The organism is Glutamicibacter sp. V16R2B1 (genome assembly GCF_005774635.1).
Lineage (GTDB): Bacteria > Actinomycetota > Actinomycetes > Actinomycetales > Micrococcaceae > Glutamicibacter > Glutamicibacter creatinolyticus.
Genome location: NZ_VATX01000015.1, coordinates 489054 through 507022, shown reverse-complemented (window position 1 = coordinate 507022; position 17969 = coordinate 489054). Strand labels below are relative to the sequence as shown.

Below are 17969 nucleotides of genomic sequence, written 5' to 3'. Positions count from 1 at the left end.
AGATGCAGCTAGCGGTTCTCCCCGGTGATCTCGAACAGGCCGTGGGCGCCGCGCTCACCGTCGGACATGTAGTGGGTGACAAACGGGTAGTGCCCGGCCTCCGGGAAGACCAGCTCGACAAAGCCGCCCTGGGCCGGGGCCAGGGCCAGCGCCTGGCTTCCGCCCTGCGGGTCCTGCCGGTGATCCAGCCGGTAGCCGCCTTCGAACCAGACGGTGTCGAACTGACCGCCGATGACATGGAAGGAGGAGGGACGGTTGGGACCGGCATCCAGCAACCAGATCCGCACCCGTTCCCCGGCCCGGGCCCTGAGCGGCTGATGCAGGTACTGGTTGGCGTAGCCGTTGAAGGCCACGATGTCCGGGGTGCCGGCCAGCAGCTTGTCCATGTCCACTTCCCCGCCCTGGGCGCCCAGGTAGAAGTCCGACTGGGTGAGCACAAAGCTCTTGTCCACCTGCGGCAGGTCATCGGGTTCGATGATCACCGTGCCAAACATGCCGTTGGCGATGTGGGCGCTCATTGGCGCGGTGCCGCAGTGGTACATCCAGATTCCCGCCTTGGTGGCGGTAAACCGGTAGGTCAGGCTCTGGCCGGGCGCGATGGTGCGCATCGGCTCATCCGGGGCCAGGGCACCGGCATGGAAGTCGATGGAATGGCCCATGCTGCCGTCGTTGTACAGGGTGATTTCAAACTTGTCCCCCACCCTGCCGTGCAGCACCGGGCCGGGCGCGGTGCCGTTGAAGGTCCACAGTTTTTGGGTGACCCCGGGGGCGACGGCGGCCTGCAGCTCACTGACGGTGAACCGGTGTCGGTGGGTGACCGGTTCGCCGGCGTCCTTCGCCAGCGGCTCCAGTTCGGCCTCGCGCGCGGTGAACCCGTCCTGCGGGGCGGCGTTGAAGTCCAGCTCGCTGGCCGCGTCGGGTGCTGCCGGGCCCTGCTCCTGAGGTTCGCGGCCCATCATGTGGTGGGAGCCGTCCTGGGCGGGCGCCTCGCCCTCGCCCGGGTCCTGCTGCTGCCCGGGGCCGGCGGAGGACTGCCCGGTGGCCACAATCTCCAGGACCATTCCCATCTGCTTGTGCCCGACAATTGAGCACCAGCCGTCCACCGAAGCGCCAACGACCCCGGCATCGATTTCCGCGCTTTGGCCCGGGGCCAGCCGCCCGCTGTCCTGCCCGGTGCCCAGCACCAGGTCGTGGGTCTGCTCGGCGTCGGTGTTCGTCAGCTCAATGATCAGGTGGGTGCCGGCCTGCACGTCGATGCGAGTCGGGAAGAAGCGCATGTCCTGGGCGGTGACCTGAACACGCTGCACCGGGGCGTCCACTTCCGCCGCGGACTGCTGCTGCCCGGCGGCCGGGGCCGGTTCGCGCAGCCCGGCCGCGGCCGGATCCAGGGCCACCCCCAGGGCGATGGCCACCACCACGGCCATGAACCCGGCCACCGCCTGGCCGGCGCGTTGCCCGGCCGGGCGTTCGCCTTCCGGGGCCCGCGGCCCGCGCGGACGCCCGGCGACCGGCAGCGTCTTGGCCTGCTGCACCTGGGCCTTCACCTTCCGGTGGGTGCGCAGCGCGGCAAACAGCAGGGGCAGGAAGCTGGCCATGGCCACCAGGTAGAGCACCGAACAAACCACACGCACCAGGGAGGAAACCGGCAGGGCGCACACCAGCAGGGCGGTGTTGGCCATCGACACCCGCCACGCCGCTCCCCGGTCAAACACCGTCGCGGTTTCCCGCACCGGCCGCGGCCCGCCGCCCAACGCCACCGGAATCAGGTAGGACAACGCCCCGAGCAGGACCTGGGCGGCAAAACCGGCCACCAGGTAGGGCGCCAGGGTGTCAAAGGCGCGCCCCATGACCCGCCAGTCCGAGGTGGTCACGAGCCCCACCAGCATCCACACCAGCATGCCCACCCACCAGCAGACCGCGGCGAGCACCGAGAGCGTGGCGAAACTGCGCGGCGGCTTGTTACGGGCCGCGTAGATGAACGGGGAAGCCAGCAGGCCCAGCCCCACCAGGTACCCGGCCACCCCGGCGGCGGCCACCGGAAGCACACCGAACCCGGCCCCGGCCGCCGCGATCAGCACCGCCGCCAGCAGCACCGGCAGGCTGTGCCGCAGCCGGGCGGCGGCCTGCGGGGCGATGCGGGTGCGCAGCATGGTGGGCCACAAGGTGATCAGGGTGCCGGCCACGGTCAGCCCGACCCAGCCGAGCAGGTTCACCAGCGCGTGCGCCAGGGTCAACCGCTCATGCAGCGGGGAGGGCAGGCCGGTGGAGATCCAGGTGCCCAGCGCTGCGCCGATCGGCAAAAGCGCCGCGGCGGCCACATAGTAGCGCACACTGGCCCCATAGGGTGAGGGCAGCGCGCCGCGCAGCCGTCGGTACAGCCACACCCCGTGCCACAGTGCGGCCGCGGCGACCAGGCCCGCCCCACAGGCAGTGACCGGCCACCAGGCGCCAAGCACGCCGGTCATCACCACCACGGCCCCGGCGTTCAGCAGCAGCAGGCGCCGGGACTGCTGCCGCCGGGAGTCCTGGGTGACCGGCAGCTTGAGCAGGGCGGTGGCAAAATACTGGGACCAGACCAGGATGGCGTGGGACAGGGCGCCGAGCAGCAGCAGGTGAATCATCAGCCAGCGTGGGGCCGGCAGCTGGCGGTGGATCAGCGTGCTGAGCACCAGCAGGATCAGCCAGATCGCGGTGGGAAGATCCCGCAACGGCCAGAAACCCCGCCCCGGAACCTTGGCCGATGCCTCACTCATCACGTTTCCCTTCATGTTCTTCTCGGTTCCCGGCCCCGGCCCGGCCGGTCGAAGGGGCCGGAGCCATCCCGGGACGCAAGCCAATGGAATGCCCAGGCCTACCGGTAGGCACCGGCACGCTGCGTTTGGGCGCGTGCGCGGCGCCGCCACCCGGCGACCATGGCAGGGCACGCTCCCCCAGCAGCGCACTGGCCAGCGCCACCAGAACGAACAGCACCACGGCCACCACGTTCAACACCCCGCCAGCCTGCCACAGCAGCTCGTACCCCAGGCCGTCACCCAGCCACAGACGCAGCACCAGTCCGGCGTGCAGCAGCACCGCGGGGACCCACATCAGTGCCCGATACGGCAGCTTGATGGCCAGTACCGCCGGCAGGATCGTGGGGGCGTGGGCCATGATCATGGACATCACGAAGCCCAGGAACACTCCGTGCACCACCGTGTCGTACGCCGCAACACTCACCGGGTACCCGAAACACCAGGTCACTGCGGCAACCAGCAACCAGAAGTATCCCGCCAGCAGGCACGCGGCCATGAAGCGCGGTGCCCCCTGGGCGTGTATGGTGCGCCGGGCAACGTCCTGGCGCACCAGCCACAGCACCAGCAACGCCAGCGCCGCACCGAACAGGACGGTGCCGGCCCAGACCCACAAGACGGAGGCCGCCGCGCAGCCCACCACGGCGCAGCACAACACCAGGGCCACCATCTCCAAGCGTGGGCCCAGATGCAGCCGGGCCAATTCCACGCGCTCGCCGGCGATGGTGATCACCAGAAAGCTGCACAGCCAGGGCAGGATCAGGGAGGTTTGCACGCCCGCCAGCCACAGCAGCGCCGCGGCCACCCCGGCCCCCGCCCCGAGCATTTGGATCAGCACCGCCACCGCCCGTTGGCGTCGCCACAGCGGAACGTAGAGCGCCACGGTGGCCACCATGCCGGCCAGCAGCAGCGTCCCGGCAAGGATCCGGGGCAGGGAAACCAGCAGGCCCAGCCCGCCCAGGGCGAGCAGCAAGGGGGCCAGGTAGCCCCAGGCCCTGCCCAGTGCCACGGCCCGCTCCAGGGCAATGAGGGCGCCGACGAATCCAAAGACCAAGACCATTCCGTGGGCCTGGCCCCAACTGGCGACGGGCAGCGGCGCATGCACATCCAGCAGGATCAACCCCGCATCCAATCCGGCCAGCAGGCACAGGCCCGCAGGGATCATCAGCAGCAGACGCCAGCGCCCGCTGCGGCGGACCGGGCCGGGCTTGCGCAACGGGTGGCTCATGAGTCACGGTCCTGCGCATCATCCAGGCGCAGCAGGCAGTACCCCGGGCCGGCAAACGGCGTGATCGCGGTGCTCTCGGCCGGGCGGGGGTCAGCCTCCTGGCCCAGCACCCCGCGCACGATGCCCAGGTGCACGTTGCACACCACCTCGGGGTGTTCGCGGGCGGCGCCCAGCAGCGGACAGGCCTGCAGCCTGATCTGTCCGTCCGCCACCTGGCTGGGGTCAAATCCCATGCGCCGCAGGACGGGCAGGACCCGCTGGGCCGCGCTGGCCTGAGGGTTCAGGTCCTGGGTCGAGTCTGCGTGTTGTTCCCGGGCCAGTTCCCGGCCCCAGCTGGTGCCGGCCTCCAGACCGGCACTGACCGGGTCGGCGCTGCTGGCAGCGATCTGCCGGGCCAGCACCCTGGCCAGGGTGGCATAGGGGCTCTCGGGAGTCGGGGCGGGCGACCAGATCCAGGGCGGACGGCCGCGGCCGGTGACGGCGGCGGGTGTGCGCCGCACGTAGCCATCGCGCAACAGCGCCTCCAGCTGGGCGCGCACCGTGTTTTCATGCATGCCGGCAGCTTGTGCCAGCTGCGGGATGCTCAGTGCCTCGTTTGCCTCCTGGAGCAGGTGCAGGATGAGTTCGCGGGAGGGGGAATGCATTCGGCCGGCGCCGCTGCGCCGGTTTTCCCGCGGACTGCGTGGCCGAGTCGTCAATGCTTTCCCCTCACCGTGACGGTCTCCGTTGCCGAAACCACTATTTTCCACTGAGTTAATTGTAATAAAATAGTGGCGGGCATGCCATGTGGCATCCCCGCCACCTGGCGGATCAGAGTGAAGGAGTCGGTGATGGCCGAGAACATTGAAATCTCAGCAACCCGGGAAGAGGCGCTGAAGCAGACGACGGCAGGCACCTGCGCCTGCGGTGGGCATGACGAGCAGCTGCCTGTCCTGGATGTGCAGACGATTCCGCATGCGGTGCGCCACGCGGCAATTTTTGGCGCCCTGGGTTCACTGCGCAGCGGGTCGGGGCTGGTGCTCAGCGCAACACACAACCCGTTGCCGCTGCTCAGGCAGCTCGATGAGCGCCATCCGGGCGAATTCGAGGTCAGCTACCTGCAGCAGGGCCCGGAGGTTTTCAAGCTCAAGCTGGTGCGCAACTAGCGCCCCCGGGGCGGTCCCGCCAGCGGCTACGTCAGCTGACCTTGGCCGGGTCCCAGGCCGTGGAGCGGGCCGAGTCGATGGTGGCCTGGCCCAGCACCCGGCTGTCCTGGTAGATGACCATGGTCTGGCCCGGTGCCACCCCGCGCATCGGCTCCACCAGCCGGGTCACCAGCTGGCACACCCCATCGGCCTGCTGCTCGACGTGGGCCACCGCCGCCACCGGATCCCCGTGGGCGCGCACCTGGACCATGCAGTCGAACTCGGTGCCGAGCCCAACCTCGCTGATGGGCCGCCCCGCCCAGGAGACGCGGATGCCGCGCAGCTCATCCACGGCCAGCAGCGCCTCGGGGCCAACGATCACCTTGTTGTCCTTGGGCCGGATTTCCAACACGAAACGGGGCTTGCCGTCCGCTGCCGGGCGGCCCAGGCGCAACCCCTTGCGCTGTCCCACGGTGAAGGCCTGGGAGCCGGTGTGCTCGCCCAGTTCGTTGCCGTCCTGGTCCACGATCTTCCCCGGCGTCATTTCGATCCGTTCGGCCAGCCAGCCGCGGGTGTCCCCGTCCGGGATGAAGCAGATGTCATGGCTGTCGGGCTTGTTCGCCACGGTCAGCCCGCGCTCGGCGGCCTCGGCCCGCACCTGCGCCTTGGACGGGGTCTCCGCCAGCGGGAACATGCAGTGCTCCAGCTGCTGGTGGGTCAGCACGCCCAGCACATAGGACTGGTCCTTGGCCCAGTCCGCCGCGCGGTGCAGTTCTGGGTTGCCGGCCTCATCGCGGATGACCTTGGCATAGTGCCCGGTGCACACCGCGTCGAAGCCCAGCGCCAGCGCCTTTTCCAGCAGTGCGGCAAACTTGATCTTCTCATTGCAGCGCATGCACGGGTTCGGGGTACGTCCGGCCTCGTATTCGCTGATGAAGTCATCGACCACGTCCTCGGCGAAGCGGTCCGAGAAGTCCCAGACGTAGAACGGGATGCCCAACTTGTCGCAGGCGCGCCAGGCGTCCGAGGAGTCCTCGATGGTGCAGCAGCCGCGCGAGCCGGTGCGCAGGGTGCCCGGCATCCGGGACAGGGCCAGGTGCACCCCGACCACGTCGTGCCCGGCCTCGACGGCTCGGGCGGCGGCCACCGCCGAGTCAACGCCGCCGGACATCGCTGCTAAGACCTTCATCGTGTAAATCCTGTTCCCGCAGTATGGATACTGCTCTCGTCGGCCGCCATTCCGGCCTTCTTCGCCCGGGCGTAGGCCTCGGGCAGTGCTTCCAATAGTCTGTCAACGTCGGCCCGGGTGGTGCTATGCCCAAATGTGAAGCGTTGCACACTGCGCGCGCTGCGCGCATCGCGGCCCATGGCCAGCAGCACGTGGGAGGGCTGGGGCACCCCGGCGGTGCAGGCCGAGCCGGTGGAGGAGCAGATGCCCAGCATGTCCAGCACGAACAGCAGCGAATCCCCCTCGCAGCCGGGGAAGGTGTAGTGCAGGTTTCCCGGCAGCCGGGCCTGGGTGTGCCCGGCATCGGCCGGGCCGTTCAGCTGCGCCTCGGGGATGCTGCGCGAAATCTCGGCGACCGCGTAGTCGCGCAGGCCGGCCAGCCGCTCGTATTCGGCCTCGCGCTGCGCGGCCGCTTCCTGGGCGGCGGCGGCGAACCCGGCGGCCAGGGCAGCGTTCAGCGTGCCCGAGCGCAGCTTGCGTTCGTGTCCCCCACCATGCTGCACCGGGGTGAGCACCACGTCGCGGCGCACCAGCAGCGCGCCAATGCCCACCGGCCCGCCGATCTTGTGGGCGCTGATGGCCATGGTGGCCACCTGGCTGGCGGCGAAGTCGGTGGCCACGGCCGTGAAGGCCTGGACCGCGTCGGTGTGTACCGGGATCTGGTAGCCGGCGGCGTGCCGCGCCAGTTCGCTCACCGGCTGCACGGCCCCGACCTCGTTGTTCGCCCACATCAGGGTCGCCAGGGCGATCCGTTCGTGGTGCTCATCCAGCAGGGCGGTGGCGGCGGGCAAATCCAGCACGCCGTCCCGGTCCACCGGCATCCACACCAGCTCGGCGCCCTCGTGTGCGGCCAGCCACTCGGCGGTATCCAGCACCGCGTGGTGTTCAATGCCCGAGAGCAGGATCTTGGTGGCCTGCGGGTTGGCGGCCACCCGGTTCCAGTACAGCCCCTTCAGGGCCAGGTTGTCCGACTCGGTGCCCCCGGAGGTGAAGATCACCTCGGAAGGGTGAGCGCCGGCTGCCCGGGCGATCTGCTGGCGGGCCTCATCCACCACCCGGTTCGCGGCGCGCCCGGCCCCGTGCAGGGAGGAAGGGTTGCCGGTGCGCGCGAACTGGGCGGTGACCGCCTGCAGGGCGGCACCGCTCAGCTGCGTCGTCGCGGCGTGATCCAGGTATACGGCCGAAGTGTTCATCCCTTCAATGGTACGAGTTCGCCGCCCCTAGGCTGAATGGCCGATTCGTGTGAGTTCTCCTACCTCCAGCGCCTCCAGCGCGTCGCTGCCCAGCACCGCATCGATCAGTGCCCGGCTGCCGCCGAGGATGGTGGAGTCATCGTAGGGTTCGGTGGACAGCATCCAGGAATGGTCATGGGGGAAGGCCAGGGAGGGACGCTGGCGCTGCTCTCCGGCGGTGGTGCTCGCCCACAGCGGGTTGGCCAGCTGCTCCCGGTTAAGGGCGAAGAGCAGGTAGTTGCGGTAGCCGCCGCCCAAATCCAGGCGGGGCGCGGTGCGGACCGCTGCGGGCAGTCCCGGGCGCTGGGCCTCGGCGAGCGCCCGCGCATGGGCCTGGCGGTTGTGTTCCGCGTCGGCGTTGGGGTCCGGCTCGAAGTCGATCTGGATGCGTTCGCCTCCCTCGATGAAGGCGTACCCGCCCCACAGCCCGGCCACATAGGGGGCTGCGGCGGGTCCTGGTTCAGTGTGCCCGGACAACAGCTCCACCAGGGCGCCCCACTGGTCGATGGGCAGTTCGTAGGCCGGTACGTCCCCGTCCACCCAGGCATCCTCCTGCTGCGGGTCGCCGTGCTCGTCCAGCCCGGAGACGTCCTCGAACAGGTCGGCGCCCTGCAACCGGTGCCCGCGCAGGGCCGCGATGCCGCCCCAGCTGACCGGGGCCCCGTCCTCGTCCATGGCCGGGTGCAGGATTCGGGCGTAGGCGGCATAGCCTGCGGGGACCTGGGCGGCAATGGTCCCGGGGGCGGCGCTGTCGATGGCCTGGCGGATCCAGGTCCCGGTCTGGGCGGGAAGATGTGGCATGTCCATGTCACCAGCCTACTGTTTGCGCGGCGACGGCTGTGGGGCCGCCGGCTCGGGGCACCGGTTCCGGCTGGGGGTTCAGTGGTATGTATTAAGTGAGAGTTGTCCCCGAAAAATCTGCAGTAAGGGTTTAGATAGCGATGTTCCTGCCGGATCTGAAATACCCCGTACACGATTTTTCGCACCGGAGCATCGATTTTTCGCAGCGCATCGCGGTGATGGCGGTCGTGAACCGCACCCCGGATTCCTTCTTTGACGCCGGCTCAACCTTCGGATTGGATCAGGCCATCGCCGCGGCGATGCAGGCCGTGCAGGACGGGGCGGATTGGGTGGATATTGGCGGGGTGCCCTTCTCCCCCGGCCCGGCACTGTCCTGGCAGGAGGAGGCCGAACGCGTGGTTCCGGTGATCCGGGCCGTGCGTGAGCGCAGCGATGTGCTGATCTCCGCGGATACGTTCCTGCCGCAGGTGGCGCAGGCCGCGATCCAGGCCGGGGCCGATGTCATCAACGACACCACGGGCCTGTCACAACCCGGCATGGCCCAGGTCGTGGCGGACAGCGGCGCCCACCTGGTGCTTACCCATTCACTGGCCAAGCCGCGTACGGTGTACCCGCGCCCGCATTATGCGGACGTGGTCGGTGAGGTGCGTGACTACCTGGCGCGCAAGGTCGAGCTGGCGGTGCAGGCCGGGATCGGTGAGCAGAAGCTGATCATTGACCCGGGGCATGACCTGAACAAGAACACCCGCCATACACTGGAGCTGACCGGCAACTTCTCCCCCATCGCCGAGCTCGGCTACCCGGCGCTGGCCGCGGTGTCGAACAAGGACTTCATCGGCGAAACCCTCAACCTGCCCAAATCGGAGCGGATGGTCGGGTCGATGGTCTCGGCCACCATGTGCATCATGGGAGGGGCGCGGATCATCAGGATGCACAATGTTCCCGAGGCGGTGCAGACCGTGCACCTGATCGAAGCGGCCGCCGGTTGGCGCGCGCCGGCCTACCAGGTCCACAACATGTCGGACATCAATCCCCCGGCCCACCCCGAACACAGCCGCAACTAGGAGCTATCTGCATGCACGGAATCTTCCCGGAACCCACGCCCGAACTGAGCGACACCCAGCTGCTGGAGCGCTACGCCATCGATCGCCGGCCCTATGTCCGGTTCAACTTTGTCTCCAGCCTGGACGGCAGCGCCCAAGTCGGCGGGGTCTCGGCCGCCTTGGGCAGTGCGGCGGACCAGCGCCTGTTCAAGTTGCTGCGCCGGCAGGCCTCGGTGGTGTTGGTGGGGGCCGGAACCGTGCGCGCCGAAGGGTATGACGGACCGCTGGTGGACCCCGAATCCCAGATTTGGCGCGAGGCCAACGGCCTTGGCCGCCACCCGGTGCTGGCGATCCTGAGCAACGGGCTGAACATCTCCCCCACCTCCGCGGTGGTGCGCAACAGCCCGGCCCCGATCCTGCTGTTCACCGCAGTGAGCGTGGACCCGCAGACCGCCCGGCACTACCCGCAGCATGTCCAGCTGATCCAGGTCCCACAGTTCAATGGGCTGATCAGCGCCACGCACGTGGTCCAGGAACTGACCGAACGGGGCCTGGAGTGCATCCACGCCGAGGGCGGTCCCACGATCTTTGGCCAGTTCATCGACCAGCAGATGGTTGATTCACTGTGCCTGAGCATCAGCCCGCAGCTCATTGGCGGGCAGGGGGCGCGCATTGCCTCCGGCACCGGGGAACACCCCCAGGCGCTGCAGCTGCATTCGGTGCTGCACGAGGAAGGGATGCTGCTCACCGAATACCGGCGCTCACGTCCATCAGCGACAGACACCCCGGACGCACCGTAACCCTGAAGTCCCCGGTGCCTAGCTGCTCCCCGTCCCCGTAGCTGGTTCCGGCAAATTCCACCCGGGCGGTACTGAACACCCCGGCACGCCGATAGCGGTGTTCACGCCCGGTCAGGATCTGCACGATCCGGGGCAGCACCCGGTACAGCGGGGCGGCGGTGACCATCATGGCGTCCATGCGCCCGTCATCGTCCCGGGCTGCGGGAAACAGACCGATGCCGCCGCCCAGGGTGCGGATGTTGGCCAGGCTGGCCAGGTACACGCCGCCGCGGAAGGAGAACCCGTCGGCGCTGATGCTCAGCTGCCGGGGTTTGATCCGGGGCAGGCACAGCAGCAGCGCCAACCCGTAGCGGGTGGCCCCCAGCCAGCGCGGCAGGGCGTTGGCCGCCTCGTTGACCAGCGCTTCAAAACCGCAGGAGACCGCCCCGAGCACGAAGCGCGTGCGCTGCGGCTCGTTGGCGAAGCTGACCTCCAACACGTCGCTGGTGCGGATCCTGCCGTGACCGGCCAGGAACCCGAGGATCGCCTCCCGGGTGGAGCGCACCGAGGAGGCCCGGCCCATCCGCCACGCGTCGTTGCCGCTGCCGGCCGGAAGAATCCCCATCGGGATGCCCAGGTCGATCAGGGCGGGCAGGCAGGAGTGCACCAGCCCGTCACCTCCCACAATGACCACGGCGTCACTGCCGCGCAGCCGGATGGGCAAGTCACTGCGCGGCACCTGCGAGGTGTCCACCAGCTGCGGGTTCCGTCCGGCGTCCTGCAGGGTGGCGTGCAGCGCCCGGGCCCGGGACAGGCCGCGGCCGTGACCGGAGGCGGGGTGGAAGACAATGGAAACGCGGTGATACCCGCGCGGGGTGTTCATAGCCTCACAGCCTACCCATGGGCGGGCGGTGGGCGGAAAAGCGCCGGGGGCATTTATGCTTGTTACACCGCAGCTTCACTCGCGCCCTGCCCCACATCGTTGAAAGGACTTGCTCCTGACCATGAGCTCGCCAAGTCCCTATGAAGTCCTTGGCATTGCGCGCACCGCCTCCCAGGCCGAGATCAAGATGGCTTACCGCAAGGCCGCCCGCGAGTCCCACCCGGACCTGGGCGGCTCCGCCGAACGGTTCCGTGCCGTGCAGCGGGCCTACCAGCTGCTCTCGGATGAGGCGGACCGGTCGCGCTATGACCGCTCCTTCCAGGCCCCCGACACCCGCTCCACTGGATCCGCCGCCTCCGCCGGCACCGGCTCGCGTCCCTTTGACGAGCGCGTGCGCACCTCCACCCAGCCCAAGGCGCAGATGCAGGTGCAGTACGTTCCGCCGCTGGAGGATACCGGTTTTACCGACCTTTCCGCCCAGCTCTCGCGCCACCAGGTCCACGGCGAGCCGCGCAAGCGGGGGCTGTTCACCTCCCGCTCGCGGCTTGAACGGGAGGCAGCCACCATTTCGCTGCTTGAGCGCAACGTCCTGTCGGTGCTGCCCGCGGCGCGGCTGATCAATGGAGTGCACTCCCCCGGCGGCGGACACTATGACCACGTGCTGTTGGCCGGGTACCGGATGGCGGTCATTGGCACCATGACCCTGCCCGAAGGGTACTACATGTTTGACGGGCAGGTCCTGCGCCACGGCAATCGGATGACCCAGCCCCCGGTCCTGCAGATCTCCGGCCTGCAGCGCGCCTTCATGAACCTGAACGTGGTGCCCTACACGCTGGTGCTCACCGGACGGGACAATCCCCATGAGCCGGTCATTGAATACGGCCGCAAGGGCGCCCCGGCATTGGCCGCCTCCCCCAACGTGCTGAACGCCGCAGGGCTGGTGCGCGAGCTGAAACTGTTCCTGGGCTCCGGCCCGCAGCCCAACCTGGTGGACCGTCCCACCCTGGCGCGCCTACTGGCCGGCATGTACTGAGCACCAGATCCATGCCCACAAATCACCGTTGCGCAGGGTCTGAAGCACTACAATTGGGTGAGTGTTTCGAATCCTGTTTAACGCCCCCGAAATTCCGGGCAACACCGGTAATGCCATTCGTCTCGCCGCGGTAACCGGCGCCGAGCTGCACCTGGTCAAACCACTGGGTTTTGACTTTGATGACGCGAAACTGCGCCGTGCCGGGTTGGATTACCATGACCTGGCGGTGGTGAGCATCCATGAGGATTTGGATGCCGCATTCCAGGCGTTGGGTGAGGGCCGGGTTTTCGCCTACACCAGTGAGGGAACGACCCTCTACACCGATATCGACTACCTCCCCACCGACATCCTGCTCTTCGGCAAGGAGTCGGTCGGGCTCTCCGCGCAGGACAAGTCCCACCCGCGGGTCAGCGACCTGGTGCGCCTGCCAATGCTGCCGGCGCGCCGGTCCATGAACCTGGCCAACTGCGCCTCCATTGTGTTGTTTGAGGCATGGCGGCAGCACGGTTTCGCCACCGTATAGGACATTCAGCCTCGACACCCTTCAGTCACAGGTTGATAACAACTTTGTGCAGTAGGCTCAGTTAACGCGGTGCAGCGGAATTCCGGCTGGACCAGACACAACCGACGAAACTCTCGGGAGACTCCATCACCATGAACGGTAGCTTCGATCAGCGCCGCAACGAACAGCACGATGACGACCTGGGACTGGGAATCGTTGACGAACTTGCCAGCACCTCCCGGGCCGAGAAGTCCCATAAACCGCGCGGCTGGATCTTTGCCGTGGTGGGTGTCGTGGTGTTGGCGGTCCTGGCGCTGGTGCTGTTCTCCCTGCTGAACTCCGGGGCGACGAACGACACCTCCGCGCTGAAGGCCAAGGACTCCGTGTCCAACACCCTGGAACTGCGCAGCGGCGGCAAGGCGACGGTGACCACCTCCGAATCCGATCGAGCGGTCGCCGTGGAACTCTCGGGTCTGCCGGCCCTGGACGAGTCCGAGCGCTACGTGGTGTGGGGCATCGATGACGAGGGCAACACGATGGTGCTGTTGGAAACCGCCAAGAGCGCGGACCAGGCCGGGGTGAAGGACAAGCCGGCCCTGGCTTCCATCCTGGTCACCGTCGAGACCACGCCCACCCCGGAAACGCCAACCAGCGAATCCGAGGCCTCGGTGGATCTGCCCCTGGATCCCAACGCGCCGCAGGAAGACGGCACCACCAACGGCGACGACGCCTAGCGTCCGTCCACGAGCAGCAACGAAGGTCCGTGAATCCCCGCTGGGGTTCACGGACCTTCGTCATGCTGGGCCGTTTGCGCGGCCGCAGTTCAAGCCGGTGCGGCTAGAACCCGGCAATCGTGTCATCGGCGTTCACTGCCACCGCGTGGAAGCTCTCGGCGTGCCGGGCCTGCTCCAGCCCGCCGCGCACCGCGTTCTCCCGGCACTGTTGTTCGACGAACTTCTCCATGGCCCCCACATCCGGGTGCTGCGTGAAGTGCGAACGCAGCGCCTCCATTTTGCGTCCGAAGTGCTCGGTGATGTCCACGAACGCGTTTTCCCGTTCCTTCGGCGCCCCGTAGAGCCACAGCCAGGGAACCTTGTAGGCTTCCAGGCCCTGCTCGGTGATCAGCTCCGGGAAGCTGAACGGGTTCTCCACCGCCGGGTAGATGGCCCGGGTCACCGCCTCACCGCAGGCCAGGTGGTCCGGGTGTGAACGCTGCAGGCGGTCCCACGCCCGTTCCGGGTGCATGGCCATGACAATGTTCGGGCGCACCTGGCGGATCAGCCGGACTACTTCGCGGATCACCCGCTGGTTCGGCTCCAAGAAGCCGTCGCGTTCGCCCAGGAAGTGCACCGTTTGCACGCCCACCTTGGCCGCGGCCTCGCGCTGTTCCAGGTGGCGCAGCCGGGCGGTTTCCTGTGGGTCCCGGTCATCAAAGCCACCGGCGTCCCCGTCGGTCATGATGCAGTATTCCACCTGCACCCCGGCGGAGGTCAAGGCGGAGACGGTGCCGGCGGCCCCGAAGTCCAAGTCGTCCGGGTGCGCGGCAAAGGCCAGCACGCGGGCGGTGGATGGTTGAATAAATGGCAGGGTATCGATCATGACTTGCGGCGGCGAATCTCCTCGGCGGCCTGCGGCAGCACCTGGCGCAGGTCACCAATGATCCCGAAGTCGGCGATCTCAAAGATTGGCGCGTCTTCGTCCTTGTTCACCGCCACAATGTACTTGCTGGTCTGCATCCCGGCCTTCTGCTGGATGGCCCCGGAGATGCCCACCGAAATGTACAGCTGCGGGGAGACAGTGGTGCCGGTCTGCCCCACCTGGTAGTCGTGGTCGATCCAGCCGGCATCGGTGGCGGCACGCGAGGCACCCACCGCCGCGCCCAACGCGTCGGCCAGTTCCTCGATCGGTGCGAAGTCGCCATCGACGCCGCGCCCGCCGGCCACCACGATGCGTGCCTCGGACAGGGCCGGGCGTCCGGTGGAAACCTTCGCCTGGCGCTCGACAACCTGTACCGCGCTGTTGGCGGCCGCGACCTGCAGGTCCTGCACCTGCGGCTGCTGCCCGGCGCCAGCGGGAGCGTCCTCAATGCTGTTGGGCTTCACGGTGACCAGCAGCACACCGGAGGCGGCATTGGCCTGGGTGGTGTACGAGCCGGCCAGTTCGTCCTTGGTCACGGTGCCGTCACCGGCCACATCCACGGCGTCGGTGATCACCCCGCCGTTGCAGCGGATGGCGGCACGGGCGGCGACCTCGCGGTTGAAGCTGTCGTTGGCCAGCAGCACCAGCTCGGGGTTCACCGAGCTGATTGCGGCTTCAAGGGCGGCCACCTCGTGGTCCTGGAAGGAGTCAGCGGCCGGAGCCTGCAGGACGCTGGTGATCCCGTAGCCAGCAAGGACCTCAAGGGCCGGGGCCGAAACCTCACCCACCACCGCCACGGTAGCAGGGGAGAAACGAGTGGCCAGGGTCAGCAGTTCGCGCTGGGCCTTGGTTGGTTCCTGGCCCAGGGCATCAAAGAATACTAATGCGGAAGTCATGTGGTTCAGTCCTTAGATCAGCTTCTGTTCGGCCAGGTAGTCGACCAGCGCGATTCCGGCCTGGCCGTTGTCCGTGATGACGGTACCGGCCCCGCGCGCCGGGCGGGCGTTGGCCGAGAGCACACGGGTGGGCGAACCGGCTGGGCCAACGCTGGACGCGTCCAGCCCCAGGTCGGCGGCGCTGACCTCTTCCACCTTCTTCTTCTTGGCCGCCATGATGCCGCGGAAGTTCGGGTAGCGCGGCTCATTGGCCTGGTCGGTCACCGACAGCACGGCCGGTAGCGAGCCACGCAGCGTCAGGGAGTCGGCGCCGTGATCGCGGGTGATGCTCAGCGTCCCGGACGCCGAATCGAAGTCCACGTTCGAGGCGTTGGTCAGGGCAGCGAAGCCCAGCAGTTCTGCCAGCTGAGCCGGCACGATGCCGGTTTCGGCGTCGGTGGAGGCCATGCCGGTGACCACCAGGTCGATGTCCCCGGCATACTTGATCAGCGCGGCCAGGGCGTTGGCGGTGGCCACGGCGTCGGAGCCGGCCAGGGCCTCGTCGTTCAGGTGCAGTCCGCTGGTGGCGCCCATCTGCAGGGCCTTCTTCACTGAAGCCACCGCCTTGGGTCCTCCCATGGTGGCCGCAATGACTTGGTTGCCTGCCTTGGGCCCGCCGCGGTCCTCGGCGATCGCCAGGGCCGCCTCCACGGCGTATTCATCCAGCTCGGAAAGGATTGACTCGCTGCGGTCGATGCGCAGGGTGTCCAGGTCGATGTGACGGTCAAACTGAGCGTCCGGTACGTGTTTGACCAGTACCAAGATGTTCAGTGGCGTGCTACTCGCGTCGCTCATTCTCGCCTTTCATGCAAAGTGTCTTCGCTGTCGTAAAGACCGTGGAAGGATCTCTTCCACCCTTATCGTATCGGCGCACCGGCAATACGCCAGAACCTTTTGAAAAATCCAACGGCGGTACGTGACGCATGTCCTTGCATGTCGTAACACGTACCGCCGTGGCCTCATTGCCGGTTCACATTCTGCTTCCACCGCCGCGCATCGCTGCGCGGCCGGCCGGGGTCTTCGTCAACTTCTTCAACACTGCTTCACACTTCGCCCCTATAGGAGGGTGAAGTGTGAAGCAGTGCCTGCTGGGTTCTAGTCTTCCAGGGTGCCGACCGTGACCTCCACGTCCTTGGTCTGCCCGTCCCTGATGTAGGTGATCTTCGCCTGGCCCTTGGCCGGAACCTCACGGATGGCCGCGGTCAAGGTCTGTGAATCCTGGATGGGACGGTCGTTGACACCGGTAATCACATCCCCCGACTTCAGCCCCGCTTCCGCGGCGGCCGAACCGGAGCTGATGTCCACGATCTTCGCCCCGGTGCTGAACCCGGAGCTTTGCTGACCGGTGCGTGCCGCGGCGGCCTGGACGGTGGCACCCAGCAGCCCGTGGGTGGCCGAGCCGTTCTCAATCAGTTCGCTGGAGATGCGCTTGGCGTAGTCGATGGGGATTGCGAAGCCCACGCCAATGGATCCCGAATCTTCGTCCCCCGAGGAGGCGATGGCGACGTTGACCCCGATGATCTCGCCCTTCGCATTAACCAGGGCGCCACCGGAGTTTCCGTGGTTGATCGCCGCATCGGTCTGCATGACATTGATGTAGATGGAGCCTGAGTTGTTCTTCTGCTGCGGTGCGCCGGGGAATTCGAAGTTGAACTCACTATCGCCCCCGCCGTCGCTGGGCTGTTCCGGCACTGCGGAGGAGGCCACGGAGATCGTGCGGTTCAACGTGGAGATAATCCCGTCGGTGACGGTGCCGCTCAGTCCCAGAGGTGCGCCGATGGCCACGGCGGTGTCCCCGACGTTCAGGCTGCTCGACTCGCCCAGGGTCGCTGGAACCAGGCCCTCGGCGTCAATCTTGATGACCGCCAGGTCCGACATCGGGTCGGTGCCCACCAGCTCCGCGGAATACACCTTGCCGTTGTTCAGTCGCACATTCAGCTGCGGATTGCCGGTGGCCCCGCCCAGGGTCACCACGTGGGTATTGGTCAGGATGTGCCCCTGATCATCCAGCACGATGCCCGAACCCGAGCCGGCCGAACCGTTGCCGGAAGCCTCGATCGTCACCACGCTGGGCGCGGCCTTGGCGGCCGCGGCGGTGGCGGTGGTGACCGTTTCCGGGTTGTTGATGACCACGCCGTCCTGCGGGCTTTGCACCTGGGCGGTGCCGCTGGAGTTGGGGTTGATCAGGTAGGTGGTCCCGGCGGCGGTGACCCCGCCGATCAGGGCGGCGGCGACCATGCCGGAGATCAGGGTGGTCCCGGCATAGCGCTTGCGCGGCTTGCGCTCGGGAGCCTGCGGCGACTGGTGCGGGTGGAAGTCCCCCTGCCCATACGGGTTCTGCCCGGCCCCGGAGTGCTGCTGGTCAGCGGCCGAGTAGTAGTGGCTGGCCGTGGGGTATTGGGTGGTGGGCGCGCCGCTGTCGTGCGGGGAGCCGACTGCCGAGCGCGGGTTTGACTGGTTGGCATCCTGCGGGGTCACCGGTTCCCCGGCGTTGTGTGCCGGCTGGCCCACGCGCGGTTCGTGGTCCCCGCCCTGGCCCGGTTCCCTGGGATCACTCGGTGACTGGCTCATGGTTGCCTCTCTAGTTCTCTTCGATCTCTTGGTAATTATTATTCCGATGCGAACTGTGGCCTTAAGCGGGAGAAACTGAGCAGCCGCTGTGAGTTCGGCGCAAGTCAACACGGCCAACCCGGGCTTTACCGGTCTTACCCTATGGAATCACGAAAATTCGTGGCACGGTCCTGAATTCGCCGA

17 protein-coding genes are annotated in these 17969 nt (G+C 67.7%); 6 read left to right on the top strand and 11 right to left on the bottom strand.

Annotated features, from left to right (window positions below; translation table 11 throughout):
• Positions 1 to 8: 8 nt before the first annotated feature.
• From FDN03_RS12470 to FDN03_RS12460, 3 genes are read right to left on the bottom strand one after another with little or no spacing between them, the layout of a single operon-like run.
• On the bottom strand, positions 9 to 2753 hold the full coding sequence (locus FDN03_RS12470; protein WP_249354540.1) for a multicopper oxidase domain-containing protein: 2745 nt from the start codon (positions 2751 to 2753) through the stop codon (positions 9 to 11).
• Positions 2746 to 4017: a hypothetical protein gene (locus tag FDN03_RS12465; protein ID WP_212743905.1), complete on the bottom strand. Its 1272-nt coding sequence runs from the start codon at positions 4015 to 4017 to the stop codon at positions 2746 to 2748. Before FDN03_RS12465 ends, FDN03_RS12470 begins: the two co-directional genes overlap by 8 nt.
• Entirely contained in the window at positions 4014 to 4661 is a 648-nt protein-coding gene (locus FDN03_RS12460) for a helix-turn-helix domain-containing protein (RefSeq protein WP_138177505.1), read from the bottom strand. The genes FDN03_RS12465 and FDN03_RS12460 overlap by 4 nt, the downstream gene beginning before the upstream one ends.
• 186 nt (positions 4662 to 4847) lie before the next feature.
• Here FDN03_RS12460 and FDN03_RS12455 point away from each other — a divergent pair, with 186 nt between their 5' ends.
• A complete protein-coding gene (locus tag FDN03_RS12455) occupies positions 4848 to 5162 on the top strand; it encodes a DUF2249 domain-containing protein (protein WP_138177503.1) in 315 nt (104 codons plus the stop codon).
• A gap of 31 nt (positions 5163 to 5193) precedes the next feature.
• Here the strand turns inward: FDN03_RS12455 and mnmA are convergent, their stop codons facing one another.
• From mnmA to FDN03_RS12440, 3 genes are read right to left on the bottom strand one after another with little or no spacing between them, the layout of a single operon-like run.
• Positions 5194 to 6330, bottom strand: coding sequence for a tRNA 2-thiouridine(34) synthase MnmA (gene mnmA / locus FDN03_RS12450; RefSeq protein WP_138177501.1), 1137 nt, complete (start codon positions 6328 to 6330; stop codon positions 5194 to 5196).
• Entirely contained in the window at positions 6327 to 7562 is a 1236-nt protein-coding gene (locus FDN03_RS12445; protein ID WP_138177499.1) for a cysteine desulfurase family protein, read from the bottom strand. The genes mnmA and FDN03_RS12445 overlap by 4 nt, the downstream gene beginning before the upstream one ends.
• A 27-nt stretch (positions 7563 to 7589) precedes the next feature.
• Positions 7590 to 8408: a hypothetical protein gene (locus FDN03_RS12440; protein WP_138177497.1), complete on the bottom strand. Its 819-nt coding sequence runs from the start codon at positions 8406 to 8408 to the stop codon at positions 7590 to 7592.
• A gap of 134 nt (positions 8409 to 8542) precedes the next feature.
• Between FDN03_RS12440 and folP the strand changes: the two genes are divergently transcribed.
• Positions 8543 to 9466 carry a dihydropteroate synthase gene (gene folP / locus FDN03_RS12435; RefSeq protein ID WP_138177495.1) on the top strand — a complete coding sequence of 308 codons (924 nt, stop codon included), beginning with the start codon at positions 8543 to 8545 and terminating at the stop codon, positions 9464 to 9466.
• An 11-nt stretch (positions 9467 to 9477) separates the two neighbouring features.
• Positions 9478 to 10245: a dihydrofolate reductase family protein gene (locus tag FDN03_RS12430; RefSeq protein WP_138177494.1), complete on the top strand. Its 768-nt coding sequence runs from the start codon at positions 9478 to 9480 to the stop codon at positions 10243 to 10245.
• Here the strand turns inward: FDN03_RS12430 and FDN03_RS12425 are convergent.
• Positions 10190 to 11107: a diacylglycerol kinase family protein gene (locus tag FDN03_RS12425; protein WP_138177492.1), complete on the bottom strand. Its 918-nt coding sequence runs from the start codon at positions 11105 to 11107 to the stop codon at positions 10190 to 10192. The genes FDN03_RS12430 and FDN03_RS12425 overlap by 56 nt on opposite strands.
• 121 nt (positions 11108 to 11228) lie before the next feature.
• Between FDN03_RS12425 and FDN03_RS12420 the strand changes: the two genes are divergently transcribed.
• From FDN03_RS12420 to FDN03_RS12410, 3 genes are all read left to right on the top strand, one after another.
• Positions 11229 to 12140 carry a J domain-containing protein gene (locus FDN03_RS12420; protein ID WP_249354538.1) on the top strand — a complete coding sequence of 304 codons (912 nt, stop codon included), beginning with the start codon at positions 11229 to 11231 and terminating at the stop codon, positions 12138 to 12140.
• 61 nt (positions 12141 to 12201) lie between these two features.
• Positions 12202 to 12663, top strand: coding sequence for a tRNA (cytidine(34)-2'-O)-methyltransferase (locus FDN03_RS12415; RefSeq protein ID WP_054821488.1), 462 nt, complete (start codon positions 12202 to 12204; stop codon positions 12661 to 12663).
• A 131-nt stretch (positions 12664 to 12794) separates the two neighbouring features.
• Positions 12795 to 13376 (top strand): anti-sigma factor, encoded by a 582-nt coding sequence (locus FDN03_RS12410; RefSeq protein WP_138177490.1) that lies wholly within the window; start codon positions 12795 to 12797, stop codon positions 13374 to 13376.
• A gap of 103 nt (positions 13377 to 13479) precedes the next feature.
• On the opposite strand, the gene FDN03_RS12405 is transcribed toward FDN03_RS12410, so the two are convergent.
• The 4 genes from FDN03_RS12405 to FDN03_RS12390 form a co-directional block, all read right to left on the bottom strand.
• Positions 13480 to 14241, bottom strand: a complete 762-nt coding sequence (locus FDN03_RS12405) for a PIG-L deacetylase family protein (RefSeq protein ID WP_138177489.1) — start codon at positions 14239 to 14241, stop codon at positions 13480 to 13482.
• Positions 14238 to 15176, bottom strand: coding sequence for an electron transfer flavoprotein subunit alpha/FixB family protein (locus tag FDN03_RS12400; protein WP_138177487.1), 939 nt, complete (start codon positions 15174 to 15176; stop codon positions 14238 to 14240). The genes FDN03_RS12405 and FDN03_RS12400 overlap by 4 nt, the downstream gene beginning before the upstream one ends.
• A 12-nt stretch (positions 15177 to 15188) precedes the next feature.
• Entirely contained in the window at positions 15189 to 16010 is an 822-nt protein-coding gene (locus tag FDN03_RS12395; RefSeq protein WP_171021236.1) for an electron transfer flavoprotein subunit beta/FixA family protein, read from the bottom strand.
• A gap of 300 nt (positions 16011 to 16310) precedes the next feature.
• On the bottom strand, positions 16311 to 17786 hold the full coding sequence (locus FDN03_RS12390; RefSeq protein WP_138177485.1) for a trypsin-like peptidase domain-containing protein: 1476 nt from the start codon (positions 17784 to 17786) through the stop codon (positions 16311 to 16313).
• Positions 17787 to 17969: the final 183 nt, after the last annotated feature.